The sequence below is a fragment of the Corynebacterium kroppenstedtii genome, from assembly GCF_016894245.1.
In the GTDB taxonomy this organism is placed as follows: Bacteria; Actinomycetota; Actinomycetes; order Mycobacteriales; family Mycobacteriaceae; genus Corynebacterium.
Genome location: NZ_CP069792.1, coordinates 1,922,381 through 1,948,080, shown reverse-complemented (window position 1 = coordinate 1,948,080; position 25,700 = coordinate 1,922,381). Strand labels below are relative to the sequence as shown.

General features: G+C 54.1%; 23 protein-coding genes. 13 read left to right on the top strand and 10 right to left on the bottom strand.

The features are described 5' to 3' along the window. Nucleotides 1–18 precede the first annotated feature (18 nt). Together I6J23_RS08380 and I6J23_RS08375 are read left to right on the top strand one after the other, a co-directional pair. Nucleotides 19–600, top strand: coding sequence for a DUF3000 domain-containing protein (locus I6J23_RS08380; RefSeq protein ID WP_204583020.1), 582 nt, complete (start codon nucleotides 19–21; stop codon nucleotides 598–600). Between the two features lie 96 nt (nucleotides 601–696). Further along, a complete protein-coding gene (locus I6J23_RS08375) occupies nucleotides 697–2,088 on the top strand; it encodes an HRDC domain-containing protein (protein ID WP_204581659.1) in 1,392 nt (463 codons plus the stop codon). Between the two features lie 98 nt (nucleotides 2,089–2,186). Here I6J23_RS08375 and I6J23_RS08370 read toward each other — a convergent pair whose 3' ends face one another. From I6J23_RS08370 to dut, 4 genes are all read right to left on the bottom strand, one after another. Beyond that, entirely contained in the window at nucleotides 2,187–3,584 is a 1,398-nt protein-coding gene (locus I6J23_RS08370) for a class I SAM-dependent RNA methyltransferase (RefSeq protein WP_204581657.1), read from the bottom strand. A gap of 9 nt (nucleotides 3,585–3,593) precedes the next feature. Then, nucleotides 3,594–4,280, bottom strand: coding sequence for a DUF3159 domain-containing protein (locus tag I6J23_RS08365; protein ID WP_239454883.1), 687 nt, complete (start codon nucleotides 4,278–4,280; stop codon nucleotides 3,594–3,596). Continuing rightward, complete coding sequence (locus I6J23_RS08360; RefSeq protein ID WP_204581656.1) at nucleotides 4,264–5,241, bottom strand: DUF3710 domain-containing protein; 978 nt, start codon at nucleotides 5,239–5,241, stop codon at nucleotides 4,264–4,266. The genes I6J23_RS08365 and I6J23_RS08360 overlap by 17 nt, the downstream gene beginning before the upstream one ends. A gap of 177 nt (nucleotides 5,242–5,418) precedes the next feature. Continuing rightward, entirely contained in the window at nucleotides 5,419–5,904 is a 486-nt protein-coding gene (gene dut, locus I6J23_RS08355) for a dUTP diphosphatase (protein WP_204581654.1), read from the bottom strand. Between the two features lie 243 nt (nucleotides 5,905–6,147). On the opposite strand from dut, the gene I6J23_RS08350 reads away from it, so the two are divergent. Next, a complete protein-coding gene (locus I6J23_RS08350) occupies nucleotides 6,148–6,657 on the top strand; it encodes a DUF3093 domain-containing protein (RefSeq protein ID WP_204581653.1) in 510 nt (169 codons plus the stop codon). A gap of 192 nt (nucleotides 6,658–6,849) precedes the next feature. Here I6J23_RS08350 and I6J23_RS08345 read toward each other — a convergent pair whose 3' ends face one another. Both I6J23_RS08345 and I6J23_RS08340 read right to left on the bottom strand, forming a co-directional pair. Further along, nucleotides 6,850–7,146: a DUF4193 domain-containing protein gene (locus tag I6J23_RS08345; protein ID WP_204581652.1), complete on the bottom strand. Its 297-nt coding sequence runs from the start codon at nucleotides 7,144–7,146 to the stop codon at nucleotides 6,850–6,852. Between the two features lie 318 nt (nucleotides 7,147–7,464). Next, entirely contained in the window at nucleotides 7,465–8,430 is a 966-nt protein-coding gene (locus tag I6J23_RS08340; protein WP_204583018.1) for an inositol monophosphatase family protein, read from the bottom strand. Between the two features lie 166 nt (nucleotides 8,431–8,596). On the opposite strand from I6J23_RS08340, the gene ppgK reads away from it, so the two are divergent. Next, the gene (gene ppgK / locus I6J23_RS08335) at nucleotides 8,597–9,352 is read left to right on the top strand and encodes a polyphosphate--glucose phosphotransferase (protein ID WP_204583017.1); all 756 of its coding nucleotides are present in this window, start codon (nucleotides 8,597–8,599) and stop codon (nucleotides 9,350–9,352) included. A gap of 453 nt (nucleotides 9,353–9,805) precedes the next feature. Further along, a complete protein-coding gene (locus tag I6J23_RS08330; RefSeq protein ID WP_412523809.1) occupies nucleotides 9,806–11,575 on the top strand; it encodes an RNA polymerase sigma factor in 1,770 nt (589 codons plus the stop codon). Between the two features lie 155 nt (nucleotides 11,576–11,730). On the opposite strand, the gene I6J23_RS08325 is transcribed toward I6J23_RS08330, so the two are convergent. Both I6J23_RS08325 and I6J23_RS08320 read right to left on the bottom strand, forming a co-directional pair. Further along, a complete protein-coding gene (locus I6J23_RS08325; protein WP_204581651.1) occupies nucleotides 11,731–13,461 on the bottom strand; it encodes a DEAD/DEAH box helicase in 1,731 nt (576 codons plus the stop codon). Continuing rightward, entirely contained in the window at nucleotides 13,458–13,697 is a 240-nt protein-coding gene (locus I6J23_RS08320) for a DUF3039 domain-containing protein (RefSeq protein ID WP_204581649.1), read from the bottom strand. The genes I6J23_RS08325 and I6J23_RS08320 overlap by 4 nt, the downstream gene beginning before the upstream one ends. 144 nt (nucleotides 13,698–13,841) lie before the next feature. Between I6J23_RS08320 and I6J23_RS08315 the strand changes: the two genes are divergently transcribed. From I6J23_RS08315 to I6J23_RS08295, 5 genes are all read left to right on the top strand, one after another. Next, a complete protein-coding gene (locus I6J23_RS08315; RefSeq protein ID WP_204581647.1) occupies nucleotides 13,842–14,408 on the top strand; it encodes a DUF3099 domain-containing protein in 567 nt (188 codons plus the stop codon). A 161-nt stretch (nucleotides 14,409–14,569) separates the two neighbouring features. Then, a complete protein-coding gene (locus tag I6J23_RS08310) occupies nucleotides 14,570–16,171 on the top strand; it encodes a DUF7059 domain-containing protein (RefSeq protein WP_204581646.1) in 1,602 nt (533 codons plus the stop codon). Then, nucleotides 16,168–16,644, top strand: a complete 477-nt coding sequence (gene dtd, locus I6J23_RS08305; protein WP_204581645.1) for a D-aminoacyl-tRNA deacylase — start codon at nucleotides 16,168–16,170, stop codon at nucleotides 16,642–16,644. The genes I6J23_RS08310 and dtd overlap by 4 nt, the downstream gene beginning before the upstream one ends. A 385-nt stretch (nucleotides 16,645–17,029) precedes the next feature. Beyond that, the gene (locus I6J23_RS08300; protein WP_204581644.1) at nucleotides 17,030–18,010 is read left to right on the top strand and encodes a sigma-70 family RNA polymerase sigma factor; all 981 of its coding nucleotides are present in this window, start codon (nucleotides 17,030–17,032) and stop codon (nucleotides 18,008–18,010) included. 170 nt (nucleotides 18,011–18,180) lie between these two features. Then, entirely contained in the window at nucleotides 18,181–18,855 is a 675-nt protein-coding gene (locus I6J23_RS08295) for a metal-dependent transcriptional regulator (RefSeq protein ID WP_012731706.1), read from the top strand. A 134-nt stretch (nucleotides 18,856–18,989) separates the two neighbouring features. Here the strand turns inward: I6J23_RS08295 and I6J23_RS08290 are convergent, their stop codons facing one another. After that, nucleotides 18,990–19,616, bottom strand: a complete 627-nt coding sequence (locus I6J23_RS08290; protein WP_204581642.1) for a neocarzinostatin apoprotein domain-containing protein — start codon at nucleotides 19,614–19,616, stop codon at nucleotides 18,990–18,992. A 273-nt stretch (nucleotides 19,617–19,889) separates the two neighbouring features. Here I6J23_RS08290 and I6J23_RS08285 point away from each other — a divergent pair, with 273 nt between their 5' ends. Genes I6J23_RS08285 through I6J23_RS08275 form a run of 3 tightly spaced genes read left to right on the top strand, consistent with a single transcriptional unit; the run spans nucleotide 19,890 to nucleotide 22,935 of the window. Next, entirely contained in the window at nucleotides 19,890–21,041 is a 1,152-nt protein-coding gene (locus I6J23_RS08285; RefSeq protein ID WP_204583015.1) for a heme/hemin ABC transporter substrate-binding protein, read from the top strand. Next, a complete protein-coding gene (locus tag I6J23_RS08280; protein WP_204581640.1) occupies nucleotides 21,038–22,129 on the top strand; it encodes a FecCD family ABC transporter permease in 1,092 nt (363 codons plus the stop codon). Before I6J23_RS08285 ends, I6J23_RS08280 begins: the two co-directional genes overlap by 4 nt. After that, nucleotides 22,120–22,935, top strand: coding sequence for a heme ABC transporter ATP-binding protein (locus I6J23_RS08275; RefSeq protein ID WP_239454881.1), 816 nt, complete (start codon nucleotides 22,120–22,122; stop codon nucleotides 22,933–22,935). Before I6J23_RS08280 ends, I6J23_RS08275 begins: the two co-directional genes overlap by 10 nt. A gap of 187 nt (nucleotides 22,936–23,122) precedes the next feature. On the opposite strand, the gene I6J23_RS08270 is transcribed toward I6J23_RS08275, so the two are convergent. Next, nucleotides 23,123–25,567: a neocarzinostatin apoprotein domain-containing protein gene (locus tag I6J23_RS08270; RefSeq protein ID WP_204581638.1), complete on the bottom strand. Its 2,445-nt coding sequence runs from the start codon at nucleotides 25,565–25,567 to the stop codon at nucleotides 23,123–23,125. Between the last annotated feature and the right edge of the window lie 133 nt (nucleotides 25,568–25,700).

Here is a 25,700-nt window from a genome sequence, read left to right as displayed (position 1 = left end):
AAGGGGACATCAGCATCCATGGATCATGATGGATCCGCCGACGAACCCCAGGTTTTCCATGACGCGGTGGCTTCCATGCATGCGGCCTCATTGCGCAAGGAAATATCCATGGGTTCAATTCGCCCACCCCAGCGTTTAGCCCCATATAGCTACGCGGTCGGATTAGAAGTGGATCACGAGCAGTCTCGTACTATCCCGCGGGATACGGACGGTGATGCTTTTGGACGGCTGATACTCCTTCACGATCCCCGAAGCGATGGGGCTTGGTCCCAAGCCCTTCGGCTTGTCGCGTATATCCAAGCAGACATGGATCCAGAGGTCGCGTCGGATCCACTGTTGCCTGATGTCGCGTGGCAATGGCTTTCCGAAGGTCTAACAAGTGAGGGGGCGGATTATTCGCAGCTCGGGGGCACTGTAACCTCCACGTCATCGGCTCGGTATGGCAACATTGGGGGGCCAGGCAAGGCGTATCAGATTGAATTGCGCGCATCGTGGACAGCGAATGACACTGACCTCGCTTCCCACGTCGAGGCGTTCGCTCACGTTCTCGCGTCGGTGGCGGGGCTTCCTCCTGAAGGAGTTGCTCAGCTTGGACAGTAGGACGCTGCGTGGCCAAACGTGGCAATCTGTCAACCTGGTACTGCCTGGATAATCGGCTCAGTCTCAATACGACGCGATAGCGAGGGCGGTGAATCGATGAGTACGCGTGGCTTCTTTGAAGACAATGATCTCCAAGACGATAGTGACGAGGCATTACTAAGCGACTGGTACATCTCACCAGCTCCCAGGCCTTCTCCTGTTTTCCCTTTATCACCACAATCTGCTTCTGTGCCGATATCGACGCCATCGGGCGGAACCCCGTCGTTAATCTCTACCGCGGACGAGCTAGAGAAAGCCGCACACATGTTGGCGAATGGCCACGGCCCAATCGCCGTCGATACTGAAAGAGCTTCGGCTTACCGCTATGGCGATCGCGCCTTTCTCCTCCAAGTAAAACGCGCTGGTAGCGGGTTATTCCTTATTGACACTGAAGTTTGCCGATCCGATATGGGGCTCCTAGCCCCCGCCATCAACCGGCTAACCTGGATCATCCATTCTTCACGGACCGACTTGCCTGCCCTTCTTGACATGGGGCTTATTCCTCGTCGTCTTCTGGATACCGAGCTCGGCGGCCGCATTGCCGGGCTGAAGAAAGTTAACTTAGGCGACATGGTGGATGGTTTAGTCGGCTACCGCTTGGCTAAAGAGCATGGGCATGAAAATTGGTCGCAACGACCCCTTCCCGAAGAATGGCTTGATTACGCAGCCTTGGACGTCGAATGCCTCCTTGAGCTTTGCACCGCTGTGGCAGGTTTGCTTTCGGAATTAGATCGGTTCACGTGGTGGGCCGAAGAGTGTGATTTTATTCGCGCATCCACCTTTGCTGATGCTCCCTCGGTGAAGCCTTCACTGAGGGTTAAAGGAATCAATAATTTATCTACCCCTGCTCAGAGGGCGCTTGCTTTTACCTTGGCACGCGAACGAGACCGGCGGGCGCGATTGGTGGATCGCTCTCCTCACCGAGTGTTATCGAATTCTGACCTCATAACGATTGCTCGGAAGAATCCTCGGACGATTCAAGAAATGATGGACATAGCGCACTTCCGATCCGCGCGGAATGCGCGATCGTGGTGGAGCGTCATTCACGAGGATCACGACAAGACCTCAACATCCCCTTCAGAAAAGACGCCCTCTCGGTTTTTGACGCATGACAACAGGGTGACGGCGTCGCGGCAGCAGGTACACAAGTCAGATGCCCGCTATGCGGGAGGACGGCGATTTCCCAATTCTGAGCGAGGACACAAAGCTGAACAACTGTATTCACTGTGTTCCGAAGCCATCAATACAGTTTCTGATGAAACAGGTATCGCCCACGAAGTGATTATCGCCCCACAGATAGTGAGGCTCATGGCGTGGCATTTTTCGTCGAAACCAAAGGCCCATGCTGCTGATATCGACATGTTTTTCGCTCGCCATGGCGTCCGCCGGTGGCAACGTCGGATTGTGTCTTCCGTGTGTGCTCATGCTCTTGGCGACCGTAACGATTAGGCACGGTATGTCTGGCCACCGCACAATTCTTTAATTCCCCCACTTACCGCCCTCATTTTTCCGCTTCCGCCAGTGCCAGGTGCGTGGCTACCACGGAGCTACGACCTCTCAGTGAAAACGGTGATGATCTCCATGTGATGAGTACCGGGGAACGCATCAATGACCCTCATGGAGGACATCTCATAGCCGTGGTCTAACCAAGCCGCGTAGTCACGAGCACCTGTCGCCGGATCGCAGGCGATGTGAACCACAACTTGGGGGTGCGCCGCGGCTATTTGACCAATCACCTTAGTGCCTGCACCTTTTCGAGGAGGATCAAGAACAACAAGGTCCACGCCCCCTTTGTTATTTCGTCGGAGCGACGACCATGCGCGATCAACCCTGGACGTAAGGAAACGGATCGACGACGGACTAAATGAGGGATCAGCCAGGGTATTCAAGCTACGTCGGCCCCACGTGCAAGCATTTTTATCAATCTCCACGGAATCAACAGGACCACGTGTTTTTTCGGCCAAAATATCGGCGAAAAGCCCGATCCCACCATATAGATCCCATGCAACCCCACCATGAACCTCGGGAAGAAGCTCCCGCACAAGCTCGCAATATCGTGTCGGAGCACCCCTATGCGCTTGCCAAAATGCGGTCGGTGGAAGGATGAAGGTTCGGCCCTCCGTGGACTGCGCAGAGCCCTGAGCACCGCCACTGTTCTCGACAAGGTTATTGCTTAGTTCCGACGGAGTTAAAGCAGCGTTATCGGATATCCGTTCGACGCAGTAATTTCCGCCTTCCAGTATCGTGCTGCGTCCCCGTCGTCCACGACGAGATGTACGTGAGCGTGTCGTACTCGTGCCGGAGCGTTGTTTTGACGGCGCACCAGCATCTACTTCCACAATGTGGCGAATATCATTGGAATCGAGGGCGAGTATTACTTCCGCTCCTGGAGTAAAACGCAGGGTATCAAGGCCATCCATCAAACCAGGCGCAGCTTGGGAACACACCGCATTCGTCACAATACGATGACCGGACTTGACACGGAGACCAGCACGTCCTTCGTGGTCGACGGCCAGCCGCATCCTCGTACGCCACCCGCGATATGGAGGCAACGTCTCACACGTCGGTTCAACGTCAAAATGCCCGATCCGGCGCATTTGATCTGCAGTAATGCTGGCTTTCACCTCAGCGGACTTATCTGGCGCGATTTCTAAAAAGTCACAGCAGCCTGCCCCGTTTTCTGCTGCCGGGCAGGATATAGTTGCATTTCTCCGTAGAGACGAGCGGTGACCAATTGTTCGTGCTCCACCCCTCCATAGGGATGCCGAACTGCGCTCGGCATCAATATCGACGGTGACATCACGATCCCCAGCTACAGCACCGTCGACGAAAACCACGTGATTGTCGACCCGGCCAATCCCCTGCCCGCCGTAAGCGAAATCGGTGATATCCACCGTGACATGGGAAGGAACACCACTACGTGGGTGATTCTCAGTGTGCGTCACTCGCTTACCTCACTCGTCTGTGTCGAACGCAGTTTTATTACTCGGGTCGTCATCCTTGACTGCATCTGCCCTGCGCACCGCCCAGACCGTCACAACCATGACCAGGATAGTCAGAGGCCACCCCATAGCAATCCTCGCGACAGCCAGAATATTCGTCGTCGACGACCCGTATAGATAATTCTGAACAAAGAATCGCGCCGCGAAAACACAGGCCCACGCAATGGTCGCAAGAACAAAATAACGACGTTCCGACGTATTCTCACGCCATCGCATGCCGCGACCATTGAGCCCACGCCATATGACTCCTACAGCAGGCCAGCGCACGAGGCAGGATATAAAAAACACCGACCCCACGACAGCCGAGTACCAAATTCCATATAGGAAGTAGCCTTTAGCGGAACCGACGTACCACGCAATAGCCGCAGCGATAAGCACACCTATGACACCGGATATGGCGGGCTGCATGTTTTCGTGACGAGCAAAGCGCCAGAGGAAAATAAGAAGTGAGACCGCTAGTGCGGACACTAAAGCCGGAGTGAGCCCCCACCACGAATTCACCGGGACGAGGACAAGAATCGGCACAGTCGACGAAACTAGACCCGAAATTCCGCCCACCTGTTCAAGAAGAGTCGGGTCATCACTCGACGTGGGCTGGCCTGGTTGTCTTATCCGGCGTCGTTCAGTGCTTGTCATCATCTTCTTCACGGTCTAGTTCATCCATTGCGGATTCCATTCGCGCAGCGGCCTCACCGCCAGTTGAACGACAACGGCCAGTGCTTTCTGAATCAACATTTCCATGTCCCGCGTCGGATGATTCTTCATTCCCGGAAGGGAAGGCCGCGGAATCATCTGCAATGTGCCCTGACGACGCTGTACTCTGCGGACCCTCTTGTGCTTGCTGAGCCCCAGCGGCACGTTGGGCTTCAGCGGCTCGTTGAGCCATTGCTTTTTGAAGCTCCTGAACCATGTCTTGAGGCAATGCGACAGGAAGAGTTTCACCAGCTGGCATGGGCCCGTCGCCTCGTTTCACGATTGTACGAGAGGCAATACCACGCGTCAGGGCGACCAACTGATCGTGAGACTCATCTGGTCCCACGGCTGTTAGTCGTAGCATCCATCCCGGGCCGTTGATACCAACCATGTGCATCATGCCATGAGGCCCAATACCGGTAATCTCTATTCCCCACGGGCCCGACTCACGATGAGATTTGAGACCATCAGCGGTGATCTGCTGTTCAACCTCGTTCAACTGTTCTTCCCACAGGCCGCCAGAGCGGGGAGCGGCGAAAGCAACCGGTGTCACACGGCCATACGGGCTGGCAACGTGCACAGCGCGTGGACCCTCCTGGCTAACCTCCACTTGAATCTCAGCCTCGTGAGGAATCGGAACAAGGAGTGACCCCAAATCAATATCCCCTTTGGCGAAGTCGCTGAAGTCAAAACGGTCTAGATCTTCGCGCCGAGAATCGAACGGGCCCGAGTCGCCTTCCATTGCATCGAACGTCGCATGTGGGCGTTCTTCCCCAGATAAGCCTTTGTTGCTGGTGGCATCAGTTCCTTCATCGCTTAATTCACTGCGCTCATCGCGTGAATTATTGCGAAAATCCGATTCATTAGTTTCATCAGGTTGCTTGTTTTTCTTCCCAAAGGGCCACATAGGCAAACTCCTTACCAAGAATTCATGTCATGACTGCATTGACACGAGCCACGAGCACGGTCTCCTCATTCTCTGACCACCGCTCTGAACTGCTCGAATTGGCACTGACATCGGCCACTTACACAAAGGCCACTTGCCATGAATTTTTAATTACCCATTGCTTTCAACTTAAGGCCTTTACTGCTGCGATCGTAGAACATCATCTACGCCATCTGTAGCTCCAACGCCCGTAGATCCGTATCCGCCCTGGCCTCGTTCTGTCTCATCGAGATGGTCAACCTCGACAACGTCGCTCAGCACAACTTCCTGAACGACGAGTTGAGCAATCCTGTCCCCCCGTGAAATGGTGACCGCTTCATGCTGATCAAGGTTAATCAGGCACACCTTGATCTCGCCACGATAGTCGGCATCGATCGTACCCGGTGTATTGACGATAGAGAGCCCCCTTTTTAACGCCAGCCCGGACCGGGGATGAATCAGCCCCACCATTCCCACCGGTAAACCGATTGCTATGCCCGTTCCGACCAATTTCCGCTCGCCTGGTCGAAGTATGACATTATCGGTCGACATCAAATCAATTCCCGCATCGCTGGGGTGAGCGCGTTGAGGAAGATCAAGGCCGGTGTCTAAACGTTGTACGCGAATACTGGGTGTCTTAGTCACGTCTTTAGACTAACCGAGCGGCGGACGAACACGGCCATTAGCGTTTTGAGCTAACTCATGTCATTGACTCACCACATCGCCATAGTTTAAGAGCATAGGTGAAGCTATCCCAGAGGACAGCCTCCCGTAATTCCAGGTCATCGCTTGGTTCATCCGCCATTCATCCAAACGAGACCTCATGGCAGAAACACAAGGGACGACGAAACCACGGGTGAAAATACAAGCACGCTAGACTAGGGAGCTGTGAATGAACAGCGTGATACTCCCTCACAGAAATCAACCCGCAGTGGCGACGTTCTGTACCGAGAGCGCCAGTGGATCCCGTTTTACTGGTGGGTCGCTGTTCTAGGCCTTGTTGTGCTGTTGTCCTACGAGTTAGGACTCAATCGCCCCTGGTATTGGACACTCATCGGGGCGATCGTCTTCGGAGCAGCGGCGTCATGGTCCCTCATTTCCTTATCGGGAAACGTCATACGGGTTGAGAAAACGCCTCATGGGGAGCGCTGGCTCTATGTGGGGCCAGCGAAGCTTCCTGCGTCGGTAATCGAACGAACACTTGCCGTTCCTGCCACAGCAAAAAGTGCCGCTATGGGAAGGCAATTAGACCCGGAGGCTTATGTCGTTTCCCATGCCTGGGTGCCCGAGATGGTGATGTTGGTGCTGAACGATCCGCACGATCCAACTCCGTACTGGCTCATCAGCACTAAGGATCCTGACGCGCTTCTCGAAGCACTTGGTCGTCCCATTTACTGAGCCGTAACAAGCCTGCAAGCGAAGCACCCGTAACAGAGGCGAGAACGACAAGCCCGTCCAGGTACTTAGCTCCTCAATATCCATTCAATGATGGCCGTAACCCAGAACAGTATGTGAGCACGCTAAACAGACACCTCAGCACGCCGTGGCAACAACGTGGTAACGCCTACAGATCTGTATACAGTCAGCGAGCTACGCGCAATCGCGGCACACCATTGTGCCGTCATTTTCGGTGTATGCCAATCGGTTCCTGTGTTGAACTAAATAGCACACGCCGCAGGTAAATTCGTCTGATTTCTTCGGCACGACATCGACCGAAAGCTCTTCATTGGAATAATCGAAATCAGGGAGATCGATAGGTTCGACGATGTCGCCATCGTCGGTATCATCCACTGGTCCTTTTTTATTCTCTGCTGCCTGAAGTCCTTCAAGCGAGTCCGTGTCGAAATCTTGCCTGTCCCCACGAGGGGCGTCATAGTCCTTGGGCATGTCAAGCGACCTCCGAAATGATGAAACTGCCGGTCGGACGCGCACTTTAGACCAATTTCTTAGCATTGTCACGTCCTGTTTATCCGCCCATTATTTCACGGGTTCGTTACATCAGAATGTACCCGCAAAACAGCTGTTCAGACGCCCTATGTCAACTGAAATTTTAAGAAGCGAGAGGGGGGAGCTTTGACGCCTTTCACTCCCCCACACCCCGGCACTCGGCCACGTAAACCCAACGCCGTCAGGCCACCTCACACGAGGAGCTGAAACCGTCGATACGTAGCCGGCCTATACGAGAAAATCTCAATAGCTCATGTACTAATCGGACGGTATAGGATCGAGTCCGCCGGCTCGGGCCAGCCCTTCTTTAAGCTCATCGAAAAGCTCAGAATGAGCCGCCATCAGTAACTCACCGTCACTCCCAGGGCTCGTCCGCTGCGGCACAGAAACGCACGCGCCGGCTTCATGAGCAATGAGAGCGCCGGCCGCATAGTCCCACAAGTTCAACCCATGCTCGTAGTGCGCGTCAACGCTGCCCTCTGCAACATGGCATAAATCCAGCGCTGCCGAGCCCAAACGCCTGATATCACGGACGGTCTCAAGCATCGCGCTCACCACAGTCCCCTGCACATGCCGTCGAGAAGCTGTATAGCCGAACCCCGTGGAAACGAGAGCATGGGACAAATCGTGTCTACGCGAAACTGAAAGCTGCTTATCAGACGCGACGACGCGGGGCTCCGTCGTTTCGTGCTCCAAGGCACCCTTCCGCAGGTATGCACCACCATCGCGAGAGGCGAAGTAAGTCAGATCGTGGGCGATATCAACAACGACTCCTGCCACGGTTTCGCCATGCACTTGCGCAGCTAAGCTCACTGCGTAAAAAGGTATCCCGTAGAGGAAATTGACTGTGCCGTCGATGGGGTCGACGACCCACACGGTTCCCTCCTCAGGCAGTTCCCCGCCCGATTCCTCTCCAAAAACGGTATCGTGAGGTCGAACCGTAGACAGTAATCGCCGGACTAATTGTTCGGTCGATGTGTCAACTTCGGTCACAGGATCATTATCGGACGACTTCGTAACTACCGAAGCGGATAAATCAGCGATCTTCGCCCGCTGATCACGGACATGTCGTCCTGCAGCAATGGCTACTGACAGAGCTACATTAAGCTCTGAACTCGCTTCGTCGGTCAACGTTGATGGGTTTGACGAGTTCGGATCTGCTAATTGTGCGTTGTCATCCGAAGGATCATTATCGCTTCCAGCGAAGGTTTCTGAAGAAGTCATACGAACCACGGTAACCATTTTCGCCCCTTGCTGCAGCCCCGCATCCCCGAGCTCCTTGATAACAGTACGTTCTAGTTCACCATTTTTCCGGCGAATTCCTACGACAACGGCACGATCGTCGAAATCGTTCAGAGTTACCGTCATGAAATCCGCTACTATCGGAGTTATGAATAATTACGGCTTTGGCATAGACGTCGGCGGAAGCGGAGTAAAAGGCGCAATTGTTGATCTCGATAACGGAACTTTCGTCGGAGAGAGAATCAAGATTCTTACACCAAAGCCCTCAACTCCCGACGCTGTCGCTGACACGTGCCGTCAGATCGTCGAGCAGGCACAGTGGACGGGGCCTGTTGGAATCACCATTCCCGCAATTGTGAAACAGCAGCAAGCTCGTAGCGCGGCTAATATCGACAAATCGTGGATTGATACCGACGTATCGGAGCTCTTTCATCGCCATATTGGGTCAACCCGTGACATCGCTGTCCTCAATGACGCGGACGCTGCCGGAATAGCCGAGGTGGCCTACGGGAACCCTATTGCACGAAAAGGCTCGGTCATTTTTCTAACTTTTGGTACCGGAATCGGCTCTGCCTTGCTGATCAACGGGCAACTATATCCCAATAGTGAGTTAGGTCATTTAAATATCGATGGTAAGGAAGCTGAACGACGCGCGTCCTCTGCTGTGAAAGAGCGCAAGGATTTGTCATATAAAGAGTGGGCAAAACGCGTGGACCGAGTTCTCAAAGAGTACGAAAAACTGTTTTCCCCCACTACATTCGTTGCCGGGGGTGGGATATCGCGCAAGCATGAAAAGTGGATTCCACGGTTGACATGTGAAACAACAGTCGTGCCCGCTGAGCTTTTAAACCGAGCTGGAATTGTAGGCGCGGCGATGGCTGCGCGGGACCATATTTGCCCATAAAGTACATACGTCTAGAGACACTGAGCCGGAGCCGCTCGACATGGAGTGACGTACGTAGGTTATACTGGGCGGTCGATCCAGCTCGTTGCGCACATCAGTGACTCTGGCTGCACTACACCTCCACTACTCTCAGGCCACATCCTGGGCGTGTGACGCGATCGTCAATCGCCATCTCGCGTGATAAACCCGTGAAGACGACGCGCTATCTGTGGTAGGTGCCGGCGCTTGAAATGCTGAAACAGTCAATTGTGCGCAGCACCAATCGAAATCTTCATCGATCAGGAAGGGCCATGTGGACATTATCGAGCAACCCCGAGTAGTGGCAGTGACATCAATCGGGAGATCGCAAGATAGGGAGATCGCCTCTCTCGGCACGGAACCGAGTCTTCATGGAACACTAAGCATAGCCACGGCGCGCATGAGGTTTAATGACGGTGAAGGGGCAAAGCGATAGTGGAGACAGCGAAAACAGGCATGACTGAAACACCGAAAAAGGCTGTAGCCAAAAAAGCGGCCACGAAGAAGACGGCGGCTAAGAAAACTGCTGCAAAGAAGACCGCAGCCAAGAAAGCCACAGTGAAGAAAACTGCTGCGAATAAGGTTGCCAAGAAGCAGGCCTCGGACTCATCCGCCCTCCACGAAGATGCGTCGGCAGCTGCGGACGAGTCTTCGTCGTCGTCCCAAAAGAAGGCTGCTCCGAAGAAATCAGCGGCGAAAAAACCAACCAAGCGGACAGCCAAAAAGTCCTCGGCCAAGAAGACTGCTGCCAAGAAGACTGCTGCTAAAAAGACAACGTCGAAGAAGTCCACAGCTAAAAAGACAACGTCAAAGAAATCAGCGGCGAAAAAGACTACTAAGACGGCCAATAAGCGACCGTCCACAAGCCGTACGTCGACTAAGGACACGGCGGCCGAGAACAATCCCGACGTGATCACGTCGGATGCTCAGATTGTCGACGGACATCCCGACGATGATACGTCGAAGAGTGCAGATACCGATCTCCATCACGATGGAGAAGATTTCGCACTTCATGATATCGATGATGACGATGACATCGATATGGAGCACTCGGATCTAGATGATGATCTCGATCACGATGATGACCTGGACAGTGACGACTTAGACGACGAAGCAGGACTGGACGAGGACGAGATCGAGGACGATCACCCAAGCTCGCCTATTAAGCGCACTAGCGATTCGTCAACTGACGACGATGATGACGATAGTGACGGTGGCAACTTCGTGTGGGACGAGGATGAGTCAGCAGCACTCCGCCAAGCCCGAAAAGACGCTGAACTTACTGCGTCTGCAGATTCAGTCCGCGCTTATCTGAAACAAATAGGTAAGGTCGCGCTCCTTAACGCAGAGCAAGAGGTATCTCTCGCCCAGCGTATCGAGGCTGGCTTGTATGCGAACCACAAACTCGAGGAGCTCAAAGCAAGCAACACCAAGCTCAGCCCTGCACAATCGCGAGACTTTCGATCTATCGCTCGTGATGGCCGCAAAGCAAAAAACCATTTGCTGGAAGCCAACCTACGTCTCGTCGTCTCCTTAGCGAAGCGCTACACGGGTCGAGGAATGGCTTTCCTCGACCTGATTCAGGAAGGAAACTTAGGCCTGATCCGTGCAGTCGAGAAATTCGACTACACGAAGGGTTACAAGTTCTCTACGTACGCAACGTGGTGGATTCGGCAGGCCATTACCCGCGCGATGGCTGATCAGGCTCGTACAATCCGCATTCCGGTCCACATGGTGGAGGTCATTAATAAGCTTGGTCGTATCCAACGAGAGCTTCTACAGGACCTGGGTCGGGAACCAACACCCGAGGAATTGGCCCGCGAAATGGACATTACCGAGGACAAAGTCCTCGAAATCCAGCAGTATGCTCGCGAGCCAATTTCTCTGGATCAAACTATCGGCGACGAAGGAGATAGTCAGCTCGGTGACTTCATCGAAGACTCCGAAGCAGTCGTGGCCGTTGATGCGGTCTCCTTTACCCTCCTCCAAGACCAGCTTCAGGATGTTCTCAAGACCCTCACTGAGCGTGAGGCAGGAGTTGTTCGGCTTCGCTTCGGCCTCACGGATGGGATGCCACGAACACTCGATGAGATCGGCCAAGTTTACGGCGTGACCCGCGAGCGCATCCGCCAGATCGAATCGAAAACAATGTCGAAACTGCGCCACCCGTCGCGGTCACAAGTGCTCCGGGATTACCTTGACTAATCTGCGAAGATTAGTTTGCGCAGTTTACTTAGTGTCGCCCGCATCCCCATCCTGGGATGATGCGGGCGACAATGTGTACCGAGAGTCAGTGTGCCATTTACATGGATAAAATCCGACGCACATAATGAACATAGGACGGCCTATCACCAGGCAGATTACCACTTGCGCAGATAATTAATTCGGCTTCGCAGCTGGTCAGCGGTGCATAAAGCTGTTTGCGGACCGCCACATGCCTGCCGAACTTCGTTGTGTACTTGCCCGTGCGGACGACCGGTTCGCGCGGCAGATATCGACACTAACGCATTAAGCTCTTTCCGTAACCGAGGAAGATCGTCAATCACACCGCGACTGCCATCGGACATGTGACGATTGTCGCTGCCCACCTCATTGTCGCGCGGATCATGAAACCGACGCCGTGCTTCGTCGGCTTTTTTCTTTTCCCGCTCTCGAGCTTTCAACTGCTCTTGCTGATGATTTTGCAGCAATTGCCTCATTTGATCCGCGTTAAGCAGCCCCGGGAGTCCCAGGTACTCTGCTTCCTCCTCGGATCCTGATAATGTTCCGGTGCCATAGGATGACCCGTCATAAATGAGGTGATCAAGTTCCGCGTCTGCGCCTAGCGACTCATACTTTTTTAGATCGTCGGGTTCGGACTCAGTTCGGTTCGCTTGCGCCACCAACTCATCATCCCAGCCCTCATTGGGCCGATGCGGTTTACCCAGAACATGGTTGCGTTCAGCCTCCATTTGGGATGCCAAGTCCAACAGCACTGGAATTGACGGCAGGAAAATGGACGCTGTTTCCCCGGGCACCCGGGCTCGGACGAATCTACCAACAGCCTGCGCAAAGAACAGAGGCGTCGACGACGACGTTGCGTATACTCCAACAGCGAGCCGAGGCACATCAACGCCTTCTGACACCATGCGAACAGCAACAAGCCACCGCTCAGTGGACTGAGAGAACTCTTCGATTTTACGAGACGATCCGGGTTCGTCGGATAGAACAACAGTAACCGGTTCGCCCGACAACCGCTCCAGAATTTTTGCGTAGGCACGCGCGGCCTTCGTGTCCGTGGCAATGACTAGCCCTCCAGCGTCGGGGATGGCACGTCGATACTCTTTAAGACGGATATCGGCTGCACGGAGAACAGATGGGATCCACTGTCCTTTGGGATCAAGAGCAGTTTTCCACGCTTTGGCCGTATGCTCAGCGCTGAGGGGTTCGCCTAGCCTGGCTGCAAACTCCTCCCCTGCACTGTCCCGCCAACGCGCTTCTCCGGAATACGCCATGAACACGACAGGACGAACGACACCATCCCGCAATGCGTGGGAATACCCGTAGGTGTAATCCGCGCGGGAGACCTGATGACCGTCCCCGTCTTCGATATACCGCACAAATGGGATCGGAGCATCATCAGAACGAAATGGCGTTCCCGTCAACTCAAGGCGCCTCGCGGAATCGGAGTAGGCATAGCGAATTCCGTCGCCCCAACTCTTCGCATCTCCACCATGATGGATTTCGTCCATGATGACCAGCGACTTTTTCGTCGTTGCAAGGGAGTTATGTTTAAACGGGTGCATCGAGACCTGAGCGTAGGTCACGACCATCCCGTCGAAAACAGGGTTGAGGGTTCCCGCCGAGTTCGTGAAGTTGGCATCCAGAGCGATCCCCATCCGCGAAGCAGCGTCAGCCCACTGGTGTTTCAGGTGCTCCGTAGGAACAACCACGATGATGCGGTTGACAGCTCTCCTATCAAGAAGACGCCGAGCGAGTGTCAGTGCGAAGGTTGTTTTGCCTGCTCCCGGGGTTGCTACTGCTAAAAAATCGTCTGGATTTGTGTCAAAGTACTGCGAGAGCGCAGCTTGCTGCCATTCGCGGAGTTTCACCGTCGGCGCAGCCCCCGATAAATGCGCTCACATTCCGGGCACACAGGCGAGCCTGGCTTGGCTTGTTTGGTGACGGGAAAGGTTTCCCCACACAATGCCACCACGTAATTACCATTCACAGCTGATTCCACTATCTGATTTTTCTTCACATAGTGAAAATATTTCGGTGTGTCCGAATCCGTTGTTTGTTCTTCGGCTTTGGTTCGTTCAATCGTGGTCGTCTGAGGTGTTGTCACGGTTCAATCATGCCTTATACGTCAAGTCAGGAGGAGGGTCCCCAGCCACCTCTACGATGTCCGAGAATCCAGATTGCCGGTTAGGAGCTATCTACCCTACCGCTTACGCTTCGTGATCGCAGTCAAGGGGCTACGGTGGGGAGTATGTTTCACCGACGCAAGCACGTCGCACTAATTACCGACGCCCAAAGGTCGCCAGTTGAGGATTGGCACCGCAGACGGCGTGAGTATGCCGTCTTGCAGGGTTCGCGTATCCCCTTCTTATTGCTTGCCGCATTGGCATACATGCTATTGCACAACCTGGTGTTGGCAGCCGTGTTTACTGTCATCTCTGTTCCCCTTCCATGGATAGCTGTCGTGATAGCTAACGCCGTGGGTGAGACACACGACCCGCGAAAGCCGCAGGTATACAAGCCCGCCGTGAATAGAGACGCGTATTACGCGTTCAACGGTCTTGTCGACGGAGAGCGCGCCCGCGAATTGGTTGCCGGAAGTGAACAGGCTGCATCACATGAATCAAGTGAGTCAGAGGCAGCCGCTGATTCACGGGTAACGACGGTGGATGTTGATCCTCACAGTGGCAATGTGATGGATGACAACGGGGTAAGTAGGGGCGAAAATAGTACAGACTCTGCTCATGCCGCTAGTCCCGGCACCACTGATCCGGGCAGTGCTGTCCTTGATGAAGATAATCACGACACCACCACGTAAACGTTTTGCGCCAGGTGCGATGCTTACATTTTTTCACTTAGGATTCTCACTTAAGATTTATAGCGATCTGCCCGCACTCTAGGTACTTCACGCACTCTAAGTACTTCACGCGCTTCACGAGGTACTTCACGTTCCGATGAAAGGTTAGAGAACAGGCCACAATGGTGAGCACGCTACCTGATATCTCCGAACTGCCACGTTACGCCGCATCGCTCGCGAAACGGCTTACTGAGCTCGGCTATTCTTCGTCGGGCTTACACCGTGTCCTCGGCGATGATGGCCTAGCAGCCTTGGATCGGCACGAACCCGCCGCTGTGTCCTTTGCCTGTCATCGCTTTGAGCGCCAAGCCTCGAATGAGGATGATCGACGCCTTGCGCGGGCAGTGCGGTTACTCATCCTTCGCGAACCACAGCCGCGCGACGTGTTCGTCGACACTTTCGGCGACAATTTCTTCGTCGACGCTGTCTCCGCAGGCGTTATCGTCCGCGAACCCGATACGGATCGAGAGCGCTTTCGCACCGCAATCGATATCCGCCCACTGCACATCAGCCCGTCGGAACGCTCGGACTACCTCATTTTTAGCGACGCCGATGCCTCGATGGTTGATCATTCAGCAGACCCCGAACATGTCGTGGGCGTGGGTGCCGCATCGCGGTCACTCCTTCAAGCAACGGGGACATCACACGTCGGCTCAGTTTTGGACTTAGGGACCGGATCAGGTGTCCAAATTATGGGCCAATGGGGGCGGTCGGACTCGATCACTGCGACGGACGTGAGCCAGCGTGCCCTCCTCTTCGCTGAAGCTACGTGCGCTGCGGCCGAGATTGTTTTAACTTCCGAGCCACGTACACAGATTGATTTCAAACAGGGCTCATGGTTCGAACCCGTCCGTCATCAGACATTTGATCGCATCATCGCGAATCCGCCTTTTGTGGTGGGGCCGCCGACGTTACGCCACGTTTATCGGGATTCTGGAATGGAGCTCGATGGCGCTACCGCTAAGCTCATTCGCGGCATTCCGGAGCACCTGGCTGTTCATGGCCAAGCATGCGTGCTGGGGGCGTGGATTCATTCTGATGCGCAGGCCTGGCAAGCGCGGGTCGCGTCGTGGATTCCGGACCACGGTTATCGTGCATGGGTGTTGGAGCGGGATTGTGTCGACCCCCTGCATTATGTGGGCACGTGGATCAAGGATGAGTCTCTTGATCCCCGCGGTGACCTCGGTCGATCGCAATCAGAGGTGTGGATTGACTATATGGATCACGCCGGCGTGACGGGAATCGGTATTGGTTTTATCGCGATGACTCCGATTGATCCTGAGGAGAACTCAGAAGTTGTGTGTGAGGAATTCACTCAACCGTACACAGATCCTTTGGGCCCGGAAATTGAGGAGTACTTCCGACGCTGCGCATGGCTTGATGCACGTACTCCAGGTGAAATCCTGGACAGCAGATTTAGTGTCAGGCCAGGCTTAGCGCTTGAAAAGGTTTCTCTCGCTGAGGCAGAGGCAGACTCCACCTTTACCGACGTTGTTACGCGGATCACCCGAACCGACGGACCACGCTTTTCCCACGAAATCGACGAGAACGTCTTACGTATCTTTCGAGGTTTGGATCCGAATGGACTGTCAGCCCGCGATGTGTGCGAGATTGCCGAACTCGTTACCCCAACTACACCAGCCCAGAACCTGGCCGACGAGTTTTTACCCATACTGGTCGACGCCATTCGCCACGGGCTTGTCATACCTGGAGATCTTCAGTGAAAGCAGTAGTCACGCGTGTTCGTTCCGCGTCCGTTGTTGTTCAAGATTCCGTGGTTGGATCAATCCCGGACTCAGATGTGGGAGGGCTTCTTGTCCTCATCGGCGTAGCCACAGGAGATACCTCAGCCACCGCTCAGGCTATGGCAGAAAAACTGGCTCGTCTTCGGATCTTCGAGGGTTCGACGCCTGAGGGACGCCCGACTGAGGTATCTGCGCTTGACGTCGATGCGCCGTTGCTTGTTGTGTCACAGTTCACACTGATGGGTGATACCTCCCATGGCCGACGCCCGTCCTGGTCTGCTGCGGCGAAACCGACCGAGGCTGAGCCCACCTTTAACACATGCGTCGAGGAACTCCGCAAGCGTGGCCTTACCGTCGAGACGGGCGTATTCGGTGCCTACATGGCCGTCGACTCGGTCAACGATGGTCCGTTCACCGTTCTTGTCGATATTCCGAGTGGAGCTCGCTCCTAGTCGTCGAGTCCTTCATGGAAGAACGACCTTATAGGCAATGGCCCCTAAATAGGGGTAGCTAACCTTGTGGGAGTTAATTTCGGCACACAGTACGCTTACCAGCACCTTTGCGGGATTAAATCACACTCATGTGACTTAAATCCCCGCCACGTACAATACCTATTCCCTTCCAACGCTGGCCCAAGGTCACGTGAAAAAGTGCTTATGGAACCTTTTTACCGGCCCATGCGTTGGACTAACTGAATGCGATCGTGACAGCCCGCCATTCCGTGCGGACGTTAATTAGGTGGCAACCAGTGGTATACGTCCACCTCGCCACTCCGTCCCAACGGGCCGTCACATTGCACCGCTATCGCGACACCGAGCGCAGTTAAGGAGCCAGCACATGGACGAAGCGCACGTCAGTACGACAACCGAAGTTAATGGTGATCCTGGCCGGCGGGCCAACAATAATGAAAATCCTTCAGCTGATTTAGTTCGGGTTTACCTCAACGGAATTGGCCGTACCGCACTTCTTAACGCGGAAGACGAAGTTGAGCTTTCGCAACGGATTGAAGCTGGCCTCTACGCGCAACATCTCCTTGATTCTGACGAACAGTTCACTCCTTCGAAAAAACGGGATCTCAAGGCTATCGCTAAAGATGGACGTGCTGCGCGAGCTCACCTTCTGGAGGCCAACCTCCGACTCGTCGTGTCTTTAGCGAAGCGCTACACAGGGCGCGGCATGCCTCTTCTCGATCTCATTCAGGAGGGGAACTTGGGCCTCATCCGCGCCGTCGAAAAGTTCGATTACACCAAGGGCTTTAAGTTTTCGACGTATGCGACATGGTGGATTCGACAAGCCATTACACGCGGGATGGCCGACCAGTCCCGAACAATTCGTCTTCCCGTCCACCTCGTCGAGCAAGTAAACAAGCTCTCCCGCATTAAGCGCGAGATGTACCAGCACTTGGGGAGGGAAGCTACCAATGAAGAGCTCGCGGACGAGTCTGGTATCGATGAATCAAAGATCGATCTCCTTCTGAAGCAGTCCCGCGATCCGGTCAGCTTGGATATGCCGGTCGGAACAGATGAAGAAGCACCATTAGGAGATTTCATTGAGGACTCCGAAGCAACCGACGCGGAAGAAGCCGTCGTAGCGTCTCTACGTCATTCGGACATTCGGACCGTTTTGGCGACCTTGGAGAAAAGAGAGCAAGACGTCATTCGTCTCCGCTTTGGTCTCGACGATGGTGTACCACGAACTCTTGACCAGATTGGACGCGAATTTGGGCTCTCACGTGAGAGAGTTCGCCAAATTGAACGCGAGGTCATGGCAAAGCTGCGAAAAGGCGATCGTGCGGATAAGTTACGGTCTTACGCTTAAGTGCAGGGATGCTAACCTTGCATTTTGGCTTTAGCACATCCACATTTATTGTCCGTAAAAGTGGATAAAAACGCCCCGGGGAAATATTTCCCGGGGTTCTTATGTTAAGGGTAAAGTAAAAACCAGTATCGTCGTCTTATTTATCGAACTACTTGAGAAAGGCGTCCATCATGAAGGATCTCGTCGATACCACCGAGATGTATCTCCGGACTATTTATGAGTTGGATGAAGAAGGTATCACTCCCCTACGCGCGCGCATCGCGGAGCGCTTGGAACAATCAGGCCCCACGGTCAGCCAAACGGTAGCTCGCATGGAACGTGACGGGTTACTCCGCGTCGCGGAAGACCGTCACCTTGAACTTACTGACGCGGGCCGCCAGGTTGCAATCGCGGTTATGCGTAAACACCGTTTAGCAGAGTGTTTGCTTTCTACTACCCTCAAGCTTCCCAAAGAGAAAGTGCATGAAGAAGCCTGTCGTTGGGAACACGTGATGAGCGACGACGTTGAGCGTCGTCTTTACGATGTTCTCGATGCGCCAACTCACAGCCCCTTCGGAACGCCGATTCCGGGGCTTCCACAGCTCGGAGTCAATGGCAGTGAACCGCAAATGGAGGGTAAGCGGCTTACAGATCTTGCTCGCAATGAGCTCGTCACCGCGAAGATCCTCATGTTTAACGAAGTACTCCAGTCTGATTCCGCTGTGATGGCAAACCTAAGAAACGCCGGAATTGTTCCGGGGAAGAAAATTCACGCTGTTGTCAACGACCGTAATGCTACGGTCTCGGTTGGTGATGAGACAGTCGCTATCCCTGTCAGCTTGGCCCACGCTATCGTCGTTGAATAAGGAATTGAGTTCGGCCGAGCCTAATCTAGCTCAAGTTAGTGGAAGCCTAATAGAAGTAGAGACCTAACAGGATGGTGTGTGCTCTCGGGCGCCCCACCCTCCTGCCCTATTGTTACTGGAAGTTCACATATCCATCACTGAAAAGTGACCGGAATATCCGCAACATCGACGAACCCATTGCTGTGGTCGCCAAAGAGCTTAATGACACATTCTTGGGTTTTACAGTCGATTTCATCTCCACCAGTACTGACATTCTTCTGGTTGACGGTGATCTCTTCACTGAACGAGCCATCGTCCGGAATGGCTCCGTCCTCATTTTCATTTGAGATCCATTTCTGTGCATTCGGATCACCATGAGCCCCCAAGCAATCGGGAACATCCCCGGTTTGCTCTTTTGCACACAATGCAAGGTAATACCCCATGTCAGGGTCCGCGTCCTTAACATCTACAGTGACTTGCTGCCCGTCCCGCAAATCCTTTGCTTGCGACACTTTCATGACAACGATGTCATCGGTCCCGGTGACTTCCGTGCTCGCATTGTCATCGGAATTACCGTTCGAGTCTTTATCCTCGGTGTCGCTTGATTTGGTGGACTGGCCACTAGACTTGGCGGCGGAAGCTGTACCGGATGCTGAATCATTCGAGTCATTGTCATTGGAACACGCGGCAACTCCGAGTGTGCACCCCAGAGTAACGACAAGTGCACCAACCCGCATACCCATTGTTAGTGCCGGTCGAGTGGAATGAGTGTTGTGTTTCATCGCGGAGGGCTCCCTCGTAGGGTTCATAAAAGTGTACCGTGGTTAACCTTATACACGAAAAGTCTAACCGTCGGCTAAGGCAAATAATTTGGCCACCTTCTGTGCATCTTAACGCACACGTCAACACCCCCTTGCTACATAAGGGTGATGTGGCCTTTTCCTCTACCCTAACCATAGGTAAGCTAAAACCTCGACGTGGAGGCCTAGGCTTCCAGTTTTGTCTAAAGTTCGACTCTCCCACGATCGCTGTGCCGATCGTTGTCCGTGAAAGCTGTGACCTTGCATTACCCCTCAGGTTTCTTATCGGCTGGCCCTTTTCAGGCTCGCTATCGCCCCTTCAAATCCTTAACCATGCTCATGGGCGTCATACTCGTCATTGGTTTAACCACCACCGCATGTGACGTCCCGTCACGCGACGGAGAATCATCGTCTAATCAGTCTGATAGTTCAGCGCGTCCTGTCCATGCGCAGGGACTTGTCAATGCCTCGTTGAACACTGGTGATCCCCAGACCCTTGCGCAGATTAAACCGAATCTCCCCGCAGAAACGGCGTCGCAGGGCAAGAAAGTTACGGTTAAAAAGGCTGATCGCATTCTCGGCCTCGACCGATCTGGGGCTATGGCCGCCTCTCTGTGGTCCTTGGGCATGGGCGATAAAATCGTCGGGAGAGATATCTCCACTGATTTTCCGTCGGCTCAGAAGCTGCCATTAGTAACACCGGGTGGTCACTCTATTAACGCGGAGGCAGTTCTAGACCTCAACCCCGACGTCATTTTCACCGACGGCACAATTGGGCCCCAATCCGTTTTCCGCCAATTGGAACAATCCGGCATCACCGTTATACGTACTGATCGAGACAGAAATCTTGACAACGCGGACAACCTCATGAAGGAGATAGGACGTGCCTTAGGCGATCCGGACGCGGGTAATCAAGCAGCTCACAAAGTGCGAGACGGTATTAAGTCAGCGAGTAAAGCTGCCCAAGCAAAGTCTGATCATCGTCGCATGATCATGCTCTACTTGCGTGGGACAAATGTTTCAATGATCGCCGGACCGAAGTCTGGGGCACCTGACCTCATTACATCGCTAGGTGGCGTCGACGCCGGTGAGGGGCTTGGGTTAGACAAGGCCTTTACTAACCTGACATCCGAAGCATTGGTCAAGGCTGCTCCCGATACGATCATCGTGATGAAAGAGGGGCTCGAGTCTATTGGCGGCTTGGACGGCCTCCATAAGCTCCCCGGGTTTGATCAAACCCCAGCCGGGGCCCATGACAGCGTGCTGACTGTCCCCGACTCACACCTGTTATCGTTCGGTCCGGACGCGGGCAATGTGATCACAGCAATGGCTCAGGCTCTTTATGGCGAGCATCAGTCCTCCTCGTCCTCAAGCGCTACGCCTGAGGCTCTGGAGCGTCGATCATGACGAAACGCTCTCACACACAGCCGTTCCATCAAAAGCGAGTTGTAGCGACGATCATTTTCTTTCCAACAATCATTGCACTCCTCGCCATTAGCTTGGTGTGGTCAGCCACCGCCGGACAAGTGGATACAACTCCCAGCCAAGTGCTGGGGTCATTGCTCCATTCCATGAGAATATCCTGGTTAGACGGCCCCGATCACGCTAATGCAGAAGCCGCCTTATGGTACGTTCGCTTCCCGCGAATCGTCGTAGGGGCCATTGTTGGCGCAGGTTTGGGCGTATCAGGTGTCCTTCTGCAAGGCGTTTTTTCTAATCCACTGGCTGAGCCGGGCATCATCGGTGTTTCCTCTGGAGCAGCCGTCGGAGCTTCTGCAGCCATCGCGCTGGGCGCATCAACAACCGCAGCTCATCAAGGGCTCGGCCCATGGATGGTCACGCTCGCAGCTTTCATAGCAGGTCTGTGTACCACCGCATTTATATATTTTGCGTCTCGACGGAACGGCCGGAGCGAAGTTGTCACTCTTATTCTGACGGGTGTTGCAACTAATGCCATGGCCGGCGGTATTATTGCTTTCCTTACCTTTATTGCGGATAACGCGGCTCGTGATCAGATCGTGTTTTGGCAAATGGGGTCTATTGCCGGCTCGTCGTGGACAGCAGCGGGAATTATTTGCGTTGTAACTATTCCGGTCAGCCTCCTGGCCTGGACTCTGGCTAAACCCCTCGATTTACTTTCCTTGGGTGAAAGTCAGGCACACCACCTAGGTGTTAACGTTGAGCGTCTTCGCGCGTCGATCGTCGTTATTGTTTCTCTGCTCGTTGCGGTAGGAGTGGCCTTTACGGGGATCATTTCATTTGTTGGACTTGTTGTCCCTCACGCTCTCCGACTCATAGTTGGGCCAGGACACCGCGTTCTTATACCTGCCTCGGCATTGGGCGGTGCATTGACATTAACCATTGCCGACGTTGTCGCCCGAACGGCTATTCGCGGTGCTGACCTACCACTAGGGATGCTGACAGCACTTATTGGTGGCCCCGTGTTCTTCTACCTACTCCGACGTTCTCGAGGTCACTCTGGTGCATGGCGCTAGCGTCTGCGACGAAGAATGATCTGTTAGGAAGGTTGTGCATGCTATCTCTTGACTCAGTGTCCTTGCGCCGAGGTTCACGCGTCGTTCTTGATGCAGTTAACGTATCGATTGGCCAAGGAGAAGTTGTCGCTATCGTCGGGCCTAATGGTGCTGGTAAATCAACGTTATTGGCCGTAGCTGCAGGCGATCTCACGCCTGATTCAGGAACAGTTCGGATAAAAGATCACAACGTATCGACGACATCTGCGCCTGATTTAGCCCGACTACGATCAGTATTGACGCAATCCAACACCGTCGGTTTTTCCTTCACTGCCGGCGAAACCATTGCGATGGGGCGCGCGCCCTGGGCTAAAACCGAAACTGCCACCGAAGCAGCTGAGGCGATGAATACCGCGATCGATGAGACTGGCGTTCGCGGGTTTCTTTCTCGCGAATTCCATCATCTCTCTGGCGGTGAGAAAGCTCGAGTATCTCTTGCTCGAGTTCTCACACAAAATACTCCGTTGATTCTCCTTGATGAACCAACAGCCGCACTCGATATTCGTCATCAAGAAGATGTCATGAAGATTTGCCGACACCGGGCTAAGAACGGTGCCGCAGTGGGGATAGTCCTCCATGATTTATCTCTCGCCGCAGCGTGGAGTGACCGAATCATAGTGCTTGAGCACGGTCAAGTTGCTATATCCGGGAATCCCGATGATGTATTACAACCAAAGTTGCTGAGCAAGATTTACGGCTGTCCGATGCAAGTTTTCCGCGGACCCGATGACTCCCCCATCGTTGTCCCGCTGAGAAAGACACACTAAGCCCCCGGCTTCACGGGCTAGTGCTTCTATCCCTCCCGCAACCATTCCGCAGTTCGTGATTGCTGGGAGCGTCATTGCCGTGAGATGGGAGGTTTAAATGAACCCCACCTCACGATCAAAACCATGAGATGGGGCTAAATCATAAGCCACTGCTATCCATGGGGCTATCCCATGGAGGGCGACTTAGCTATTCATTGTCTACAGAGTCATCATTCGACGAATTCGGCTGATGGGTGGCAGAATTCCTCCGCTTTTCGATGCCGAATAGCGCAGCAAACACTATGGCGAGTGTGCCAAGGATGCCTATGATAATTCCGTAAAGCCATCCGTGGTCTGAACTGGTGTTTTCGGATTCGATGGCTTGGTTACCGTCGGCGTCTTTGGAACCTTTAGAGTTCTTGTTCTTTTTCTTAGCTTCGCGCGCTTTCTTCCGCGCTTCTTGTGCCTTCTTCTTTTCCTCGGCCTTCTTCTCGGCCGCTTTCACCGCAGACTCTTTTTCCTTCTGGGTTCCGGTAACAGTAATGTCTGTCACCGTGTCTTGGCTCCGGTCTGTCGAACCGTGTGCTGCAAAGGTGAAGATAGCGCACTGGTTCTTAATGCAGTTACCACCATCAAAAATCGGCTCGATGTTCAGCGTGGTACTGAAAGATCCGTTTGAAGAAATCTGCTGTGGCCGCACCCAGTTAGTCGCTCCGAAGACAGAAGCGTCCGTGAATGAGAACTTCGACTTTTCGGCTACCCCGACATAAACGCCGTTGCCACCAGTCTTGAAGCCTTGTCCGGTCACTGTGATGGGAGTCTTTCCAGTCGGCGAAATAGTTGTTCGTGATACCGAAACTCGCGCTCCGCTGCGTGACTGACCGGACGTGCCACTGGCACCAGAGGCTTGGCTGAGGCCATATCCGCCGCCTGAGCTACCCGAACCCGAACTGCCACCACTCCGGCTGACACCCGATGCAACTGATTGCGCTGCTTGCTGTGCACTTGATGCAGCAACTCCACCCGCAAAGCTGACCGGTGTCGCCGTATCTTGGCTGCGGTCGCTGGATCCATGAGCGGCGAAGGTGTATACAGCGCACGCGTTCGTCAAGCAATTCGCGCTTCCGAATGTTGCTGACACGGGAAGATCAACAGAAAAGGATCCGTCAGCATTGAGGTTGCCCTTTTGATTAGAGACCCATACCGTTCCGGGGCCGAAAACATCAGCATTAGTTGTGCTGAATTGATCTTGCTGAGCAATCCCGACGTAAACGCCATTCCCGCTGGTCTTGAACCCTTGGCCGCTAACCCGGATCGTGTCTCCACTCGGGTTAAGATTTTGAGTCTTTGACAATGTGACTGCCGCGCCACTCGAGGAATGTGCCCCGGTGGGCGCCGGTGCCGGTTGGGCAGGTGCACCTCCCTGCGGGGCAGCGGATCCTGAGTTTCCGTTATTAGACTGTGCGGTTCCGCCCGGGTTCGCGACGGGAGCAGCCTGGCTGTTGTTATTTCCACCCGTCGCTGCCCCGTCACCGGATGTAGCGGGGGGCGTCACAGCTCCATCTTCCTTCTTAGCTACCCCACCTTTAAAGGAGACCGGCGTTGCTGTGTCCTGGCTTCTATCTGAAGAGCCGTGTGCAGCCAACGTATAGATTGAGCAGTGGTTGTCTTTACAGTTCGCACTACCGAAGGTCGAGCTGACGGGCAAATCGATGGAGAAGGAACCATCGTCGTTCAGATTCCCCTTGCTCTTCGAGACCCACTTCGTATCGGGGCCAAAGGCGTCGGGATTAGTGGTACTGAACTGGTCGTCCTGGGCGATACCTACATAAATGCCAGGCCCATCAGTTTTAAACCCTTTACCTTCAACTCGAACAGTATCTCCGCTCGGATTGAGATCAGTGGTTTTATTGACTGAGACAGTCGCTCCACTGCTTGACGTACTGCCCAGGGATCCCGAATTCGGCTGGGAATTGCCGCCATTATCCTGGCCGGAATTGCTGTTATCACTGCCACCATCTCCGTAGTGACCGCCCTCGGTGTCAACAGTGACCGGGCTTCCGTTACGGAAACTAATGGGTGTCCACGCGTCCTGGGAGCGGTCAAAGAGCTTCGGGAATGCGGTGAATGACGCGACATAGCACTGGGTGGTGGTGCAGTCGACGTCCCTAAACTTGGTATCGACGGTCAAGTCGGTCGTGAAATTACCCTGGTCATCGGCTTTTACCTTGACCGCTTTGCCGTAAGTCTTTGGATATCCGGACGCGGGCTTTTCGATTGTCTGGGTGACGTAAATAGATTCACCAGGCTTGTAACCCTTACCCGTCGCTTTGAGAGTATCGCCACCACTGATGTCTTTATCTTTATCGAGAGTCAGCGTCGGTGATTGGGATTGTTCATCTCCCCCACCACTATTGAGGAATCGGCCAAGATCAGGCGATCCCGGGAATCCCAAGTCATTGATCGCGTCGCTCAACGAAGACAAATCAACTGCCGACGCAGCAGGGGCAGCAGCTGAACCCATCCCAATGAGAGACACCGTTGACAAGGAGGCAACGAGGGCACGAGCCGCGGTACGACCATGCTTTTTCTTACTCGTGTTGCGTGAGCCACTGGGTGCGTGGGTCTCGGAGTGATCTCCGGTGGGAAGCATGAACTCTCCAGGTAATCGAGGGGGCATTTCGAACTCGCCCGGCGCTGCGATCACGACGATGTCCCGTTAACCGATCCGGTGTAAGGGAGGGCGTCGTTAGGGAACGCTGGTGCATCAGGTGGTAGTTTTCCAT

Bases quoted from the DNA above. Each gene is read 5' to 3' on its own strand.
- I6J23_RS08380 (WP_204583020.1), top strand. From the start codon at position 19: ATGGATCATGATGGATCCGCCGACGAACCCCAGGTTTTCCATGACGCG.
- I6J23_RS08375 (WP_204581659.1), top strand. From the start codon at position 697: ATGAGTACGCGTGGCTTCTTTGAAGACAATGATCTCCAAGACGATAGT.
- I6J23_RS08365 (WP_239454883.1), bottom strand. From the start codon at position 4,280: ATGATGACAAGCACTGAACGACGCCGGATAAGACAACCAGGCCAGCCC.
- I6J23_RS08360 (WP_204581656.1), bottom strand. From the start codon at position 5,241: ATGTGGCCCTTTGGGAAGAAAAACAAGCAACCTGATGAAACTAATGAA.
- I6J23_RS08345 (WP_204581652.1), bottom strand. From the start codon at position 7,146: ATGCCCAAGGACTATGACGCCCCTCGTGGGGACAGGCAAGATTTCGAC.
- I6J23_RS08340 (WP_204583018.1), bottom strand. From the start codon at position 8,430: ATGACTTCTTCAGAAACCTTCGCTGGAAGCGATAATGATCCTTCGGAT.
- ppgK (WP_204583017.1), top strand. From the start codon at position 8,597: ATGAATAATTACGGCTTTGGCATAGACGTCGGCGGAAGCGGAGTAAAA.
- I6J23_RS08315 (WP_204581647.1), top strand. From the start codon at position 13,842: ATGTTTCACCGACGCAAGCACGTCGCACTAATTACCGACGCCCAAAGG.
- I6J23_RS08310 (WP_204581646.1), top strand. From the start codon at position 14,570: ATGGTGAGCACGCTACCTGATATCTCCGAACTGCCACGTTACGCCGCA.
- I6J23_RS08300 (WP_204581644.1), top strand. From the start codon at position 17,030: ATGGACGAAGCGCACGTCAGTACGACAACCGAAGTTAATGGTGATCCT.
- I6J23_RS08295 (WP_012731706.1), top strand. From the start codon at position 18,181: ATGAAGGATCTCGTCGATACCACCGAGATGTATCTCCGGACTATTTAT.
- I6J23_RS08290 (WP_204581642.1), bottom strand. From the start codon at position 19,616: ATGAAACACAACACTCATTCCACTCGACCGGCACTAACAATGGGTATG.
- I6J23_RS08280 (WP_204581640.1), top strand. From the start codon at position 21,038: ATGACGAAACGCTCTCACACACAGCCGTTCCATCAAAAGCGAGTTGTA.
- I6J23_RS08275 (WP_239454881.1), top strand. From the start codon at position 22,120: ATGGCGCTAGCGTCTGCGACGAAGAATGATCTGTTAGGAAGGTTGTGC.
- I6J23_RS08270 (WP_204581638.1), bottom strand. From the start codon at position 25,567: ATGCTTCCCACCGGAGATCACTCCGAGACCCACGCACCCAGTGGCTCA.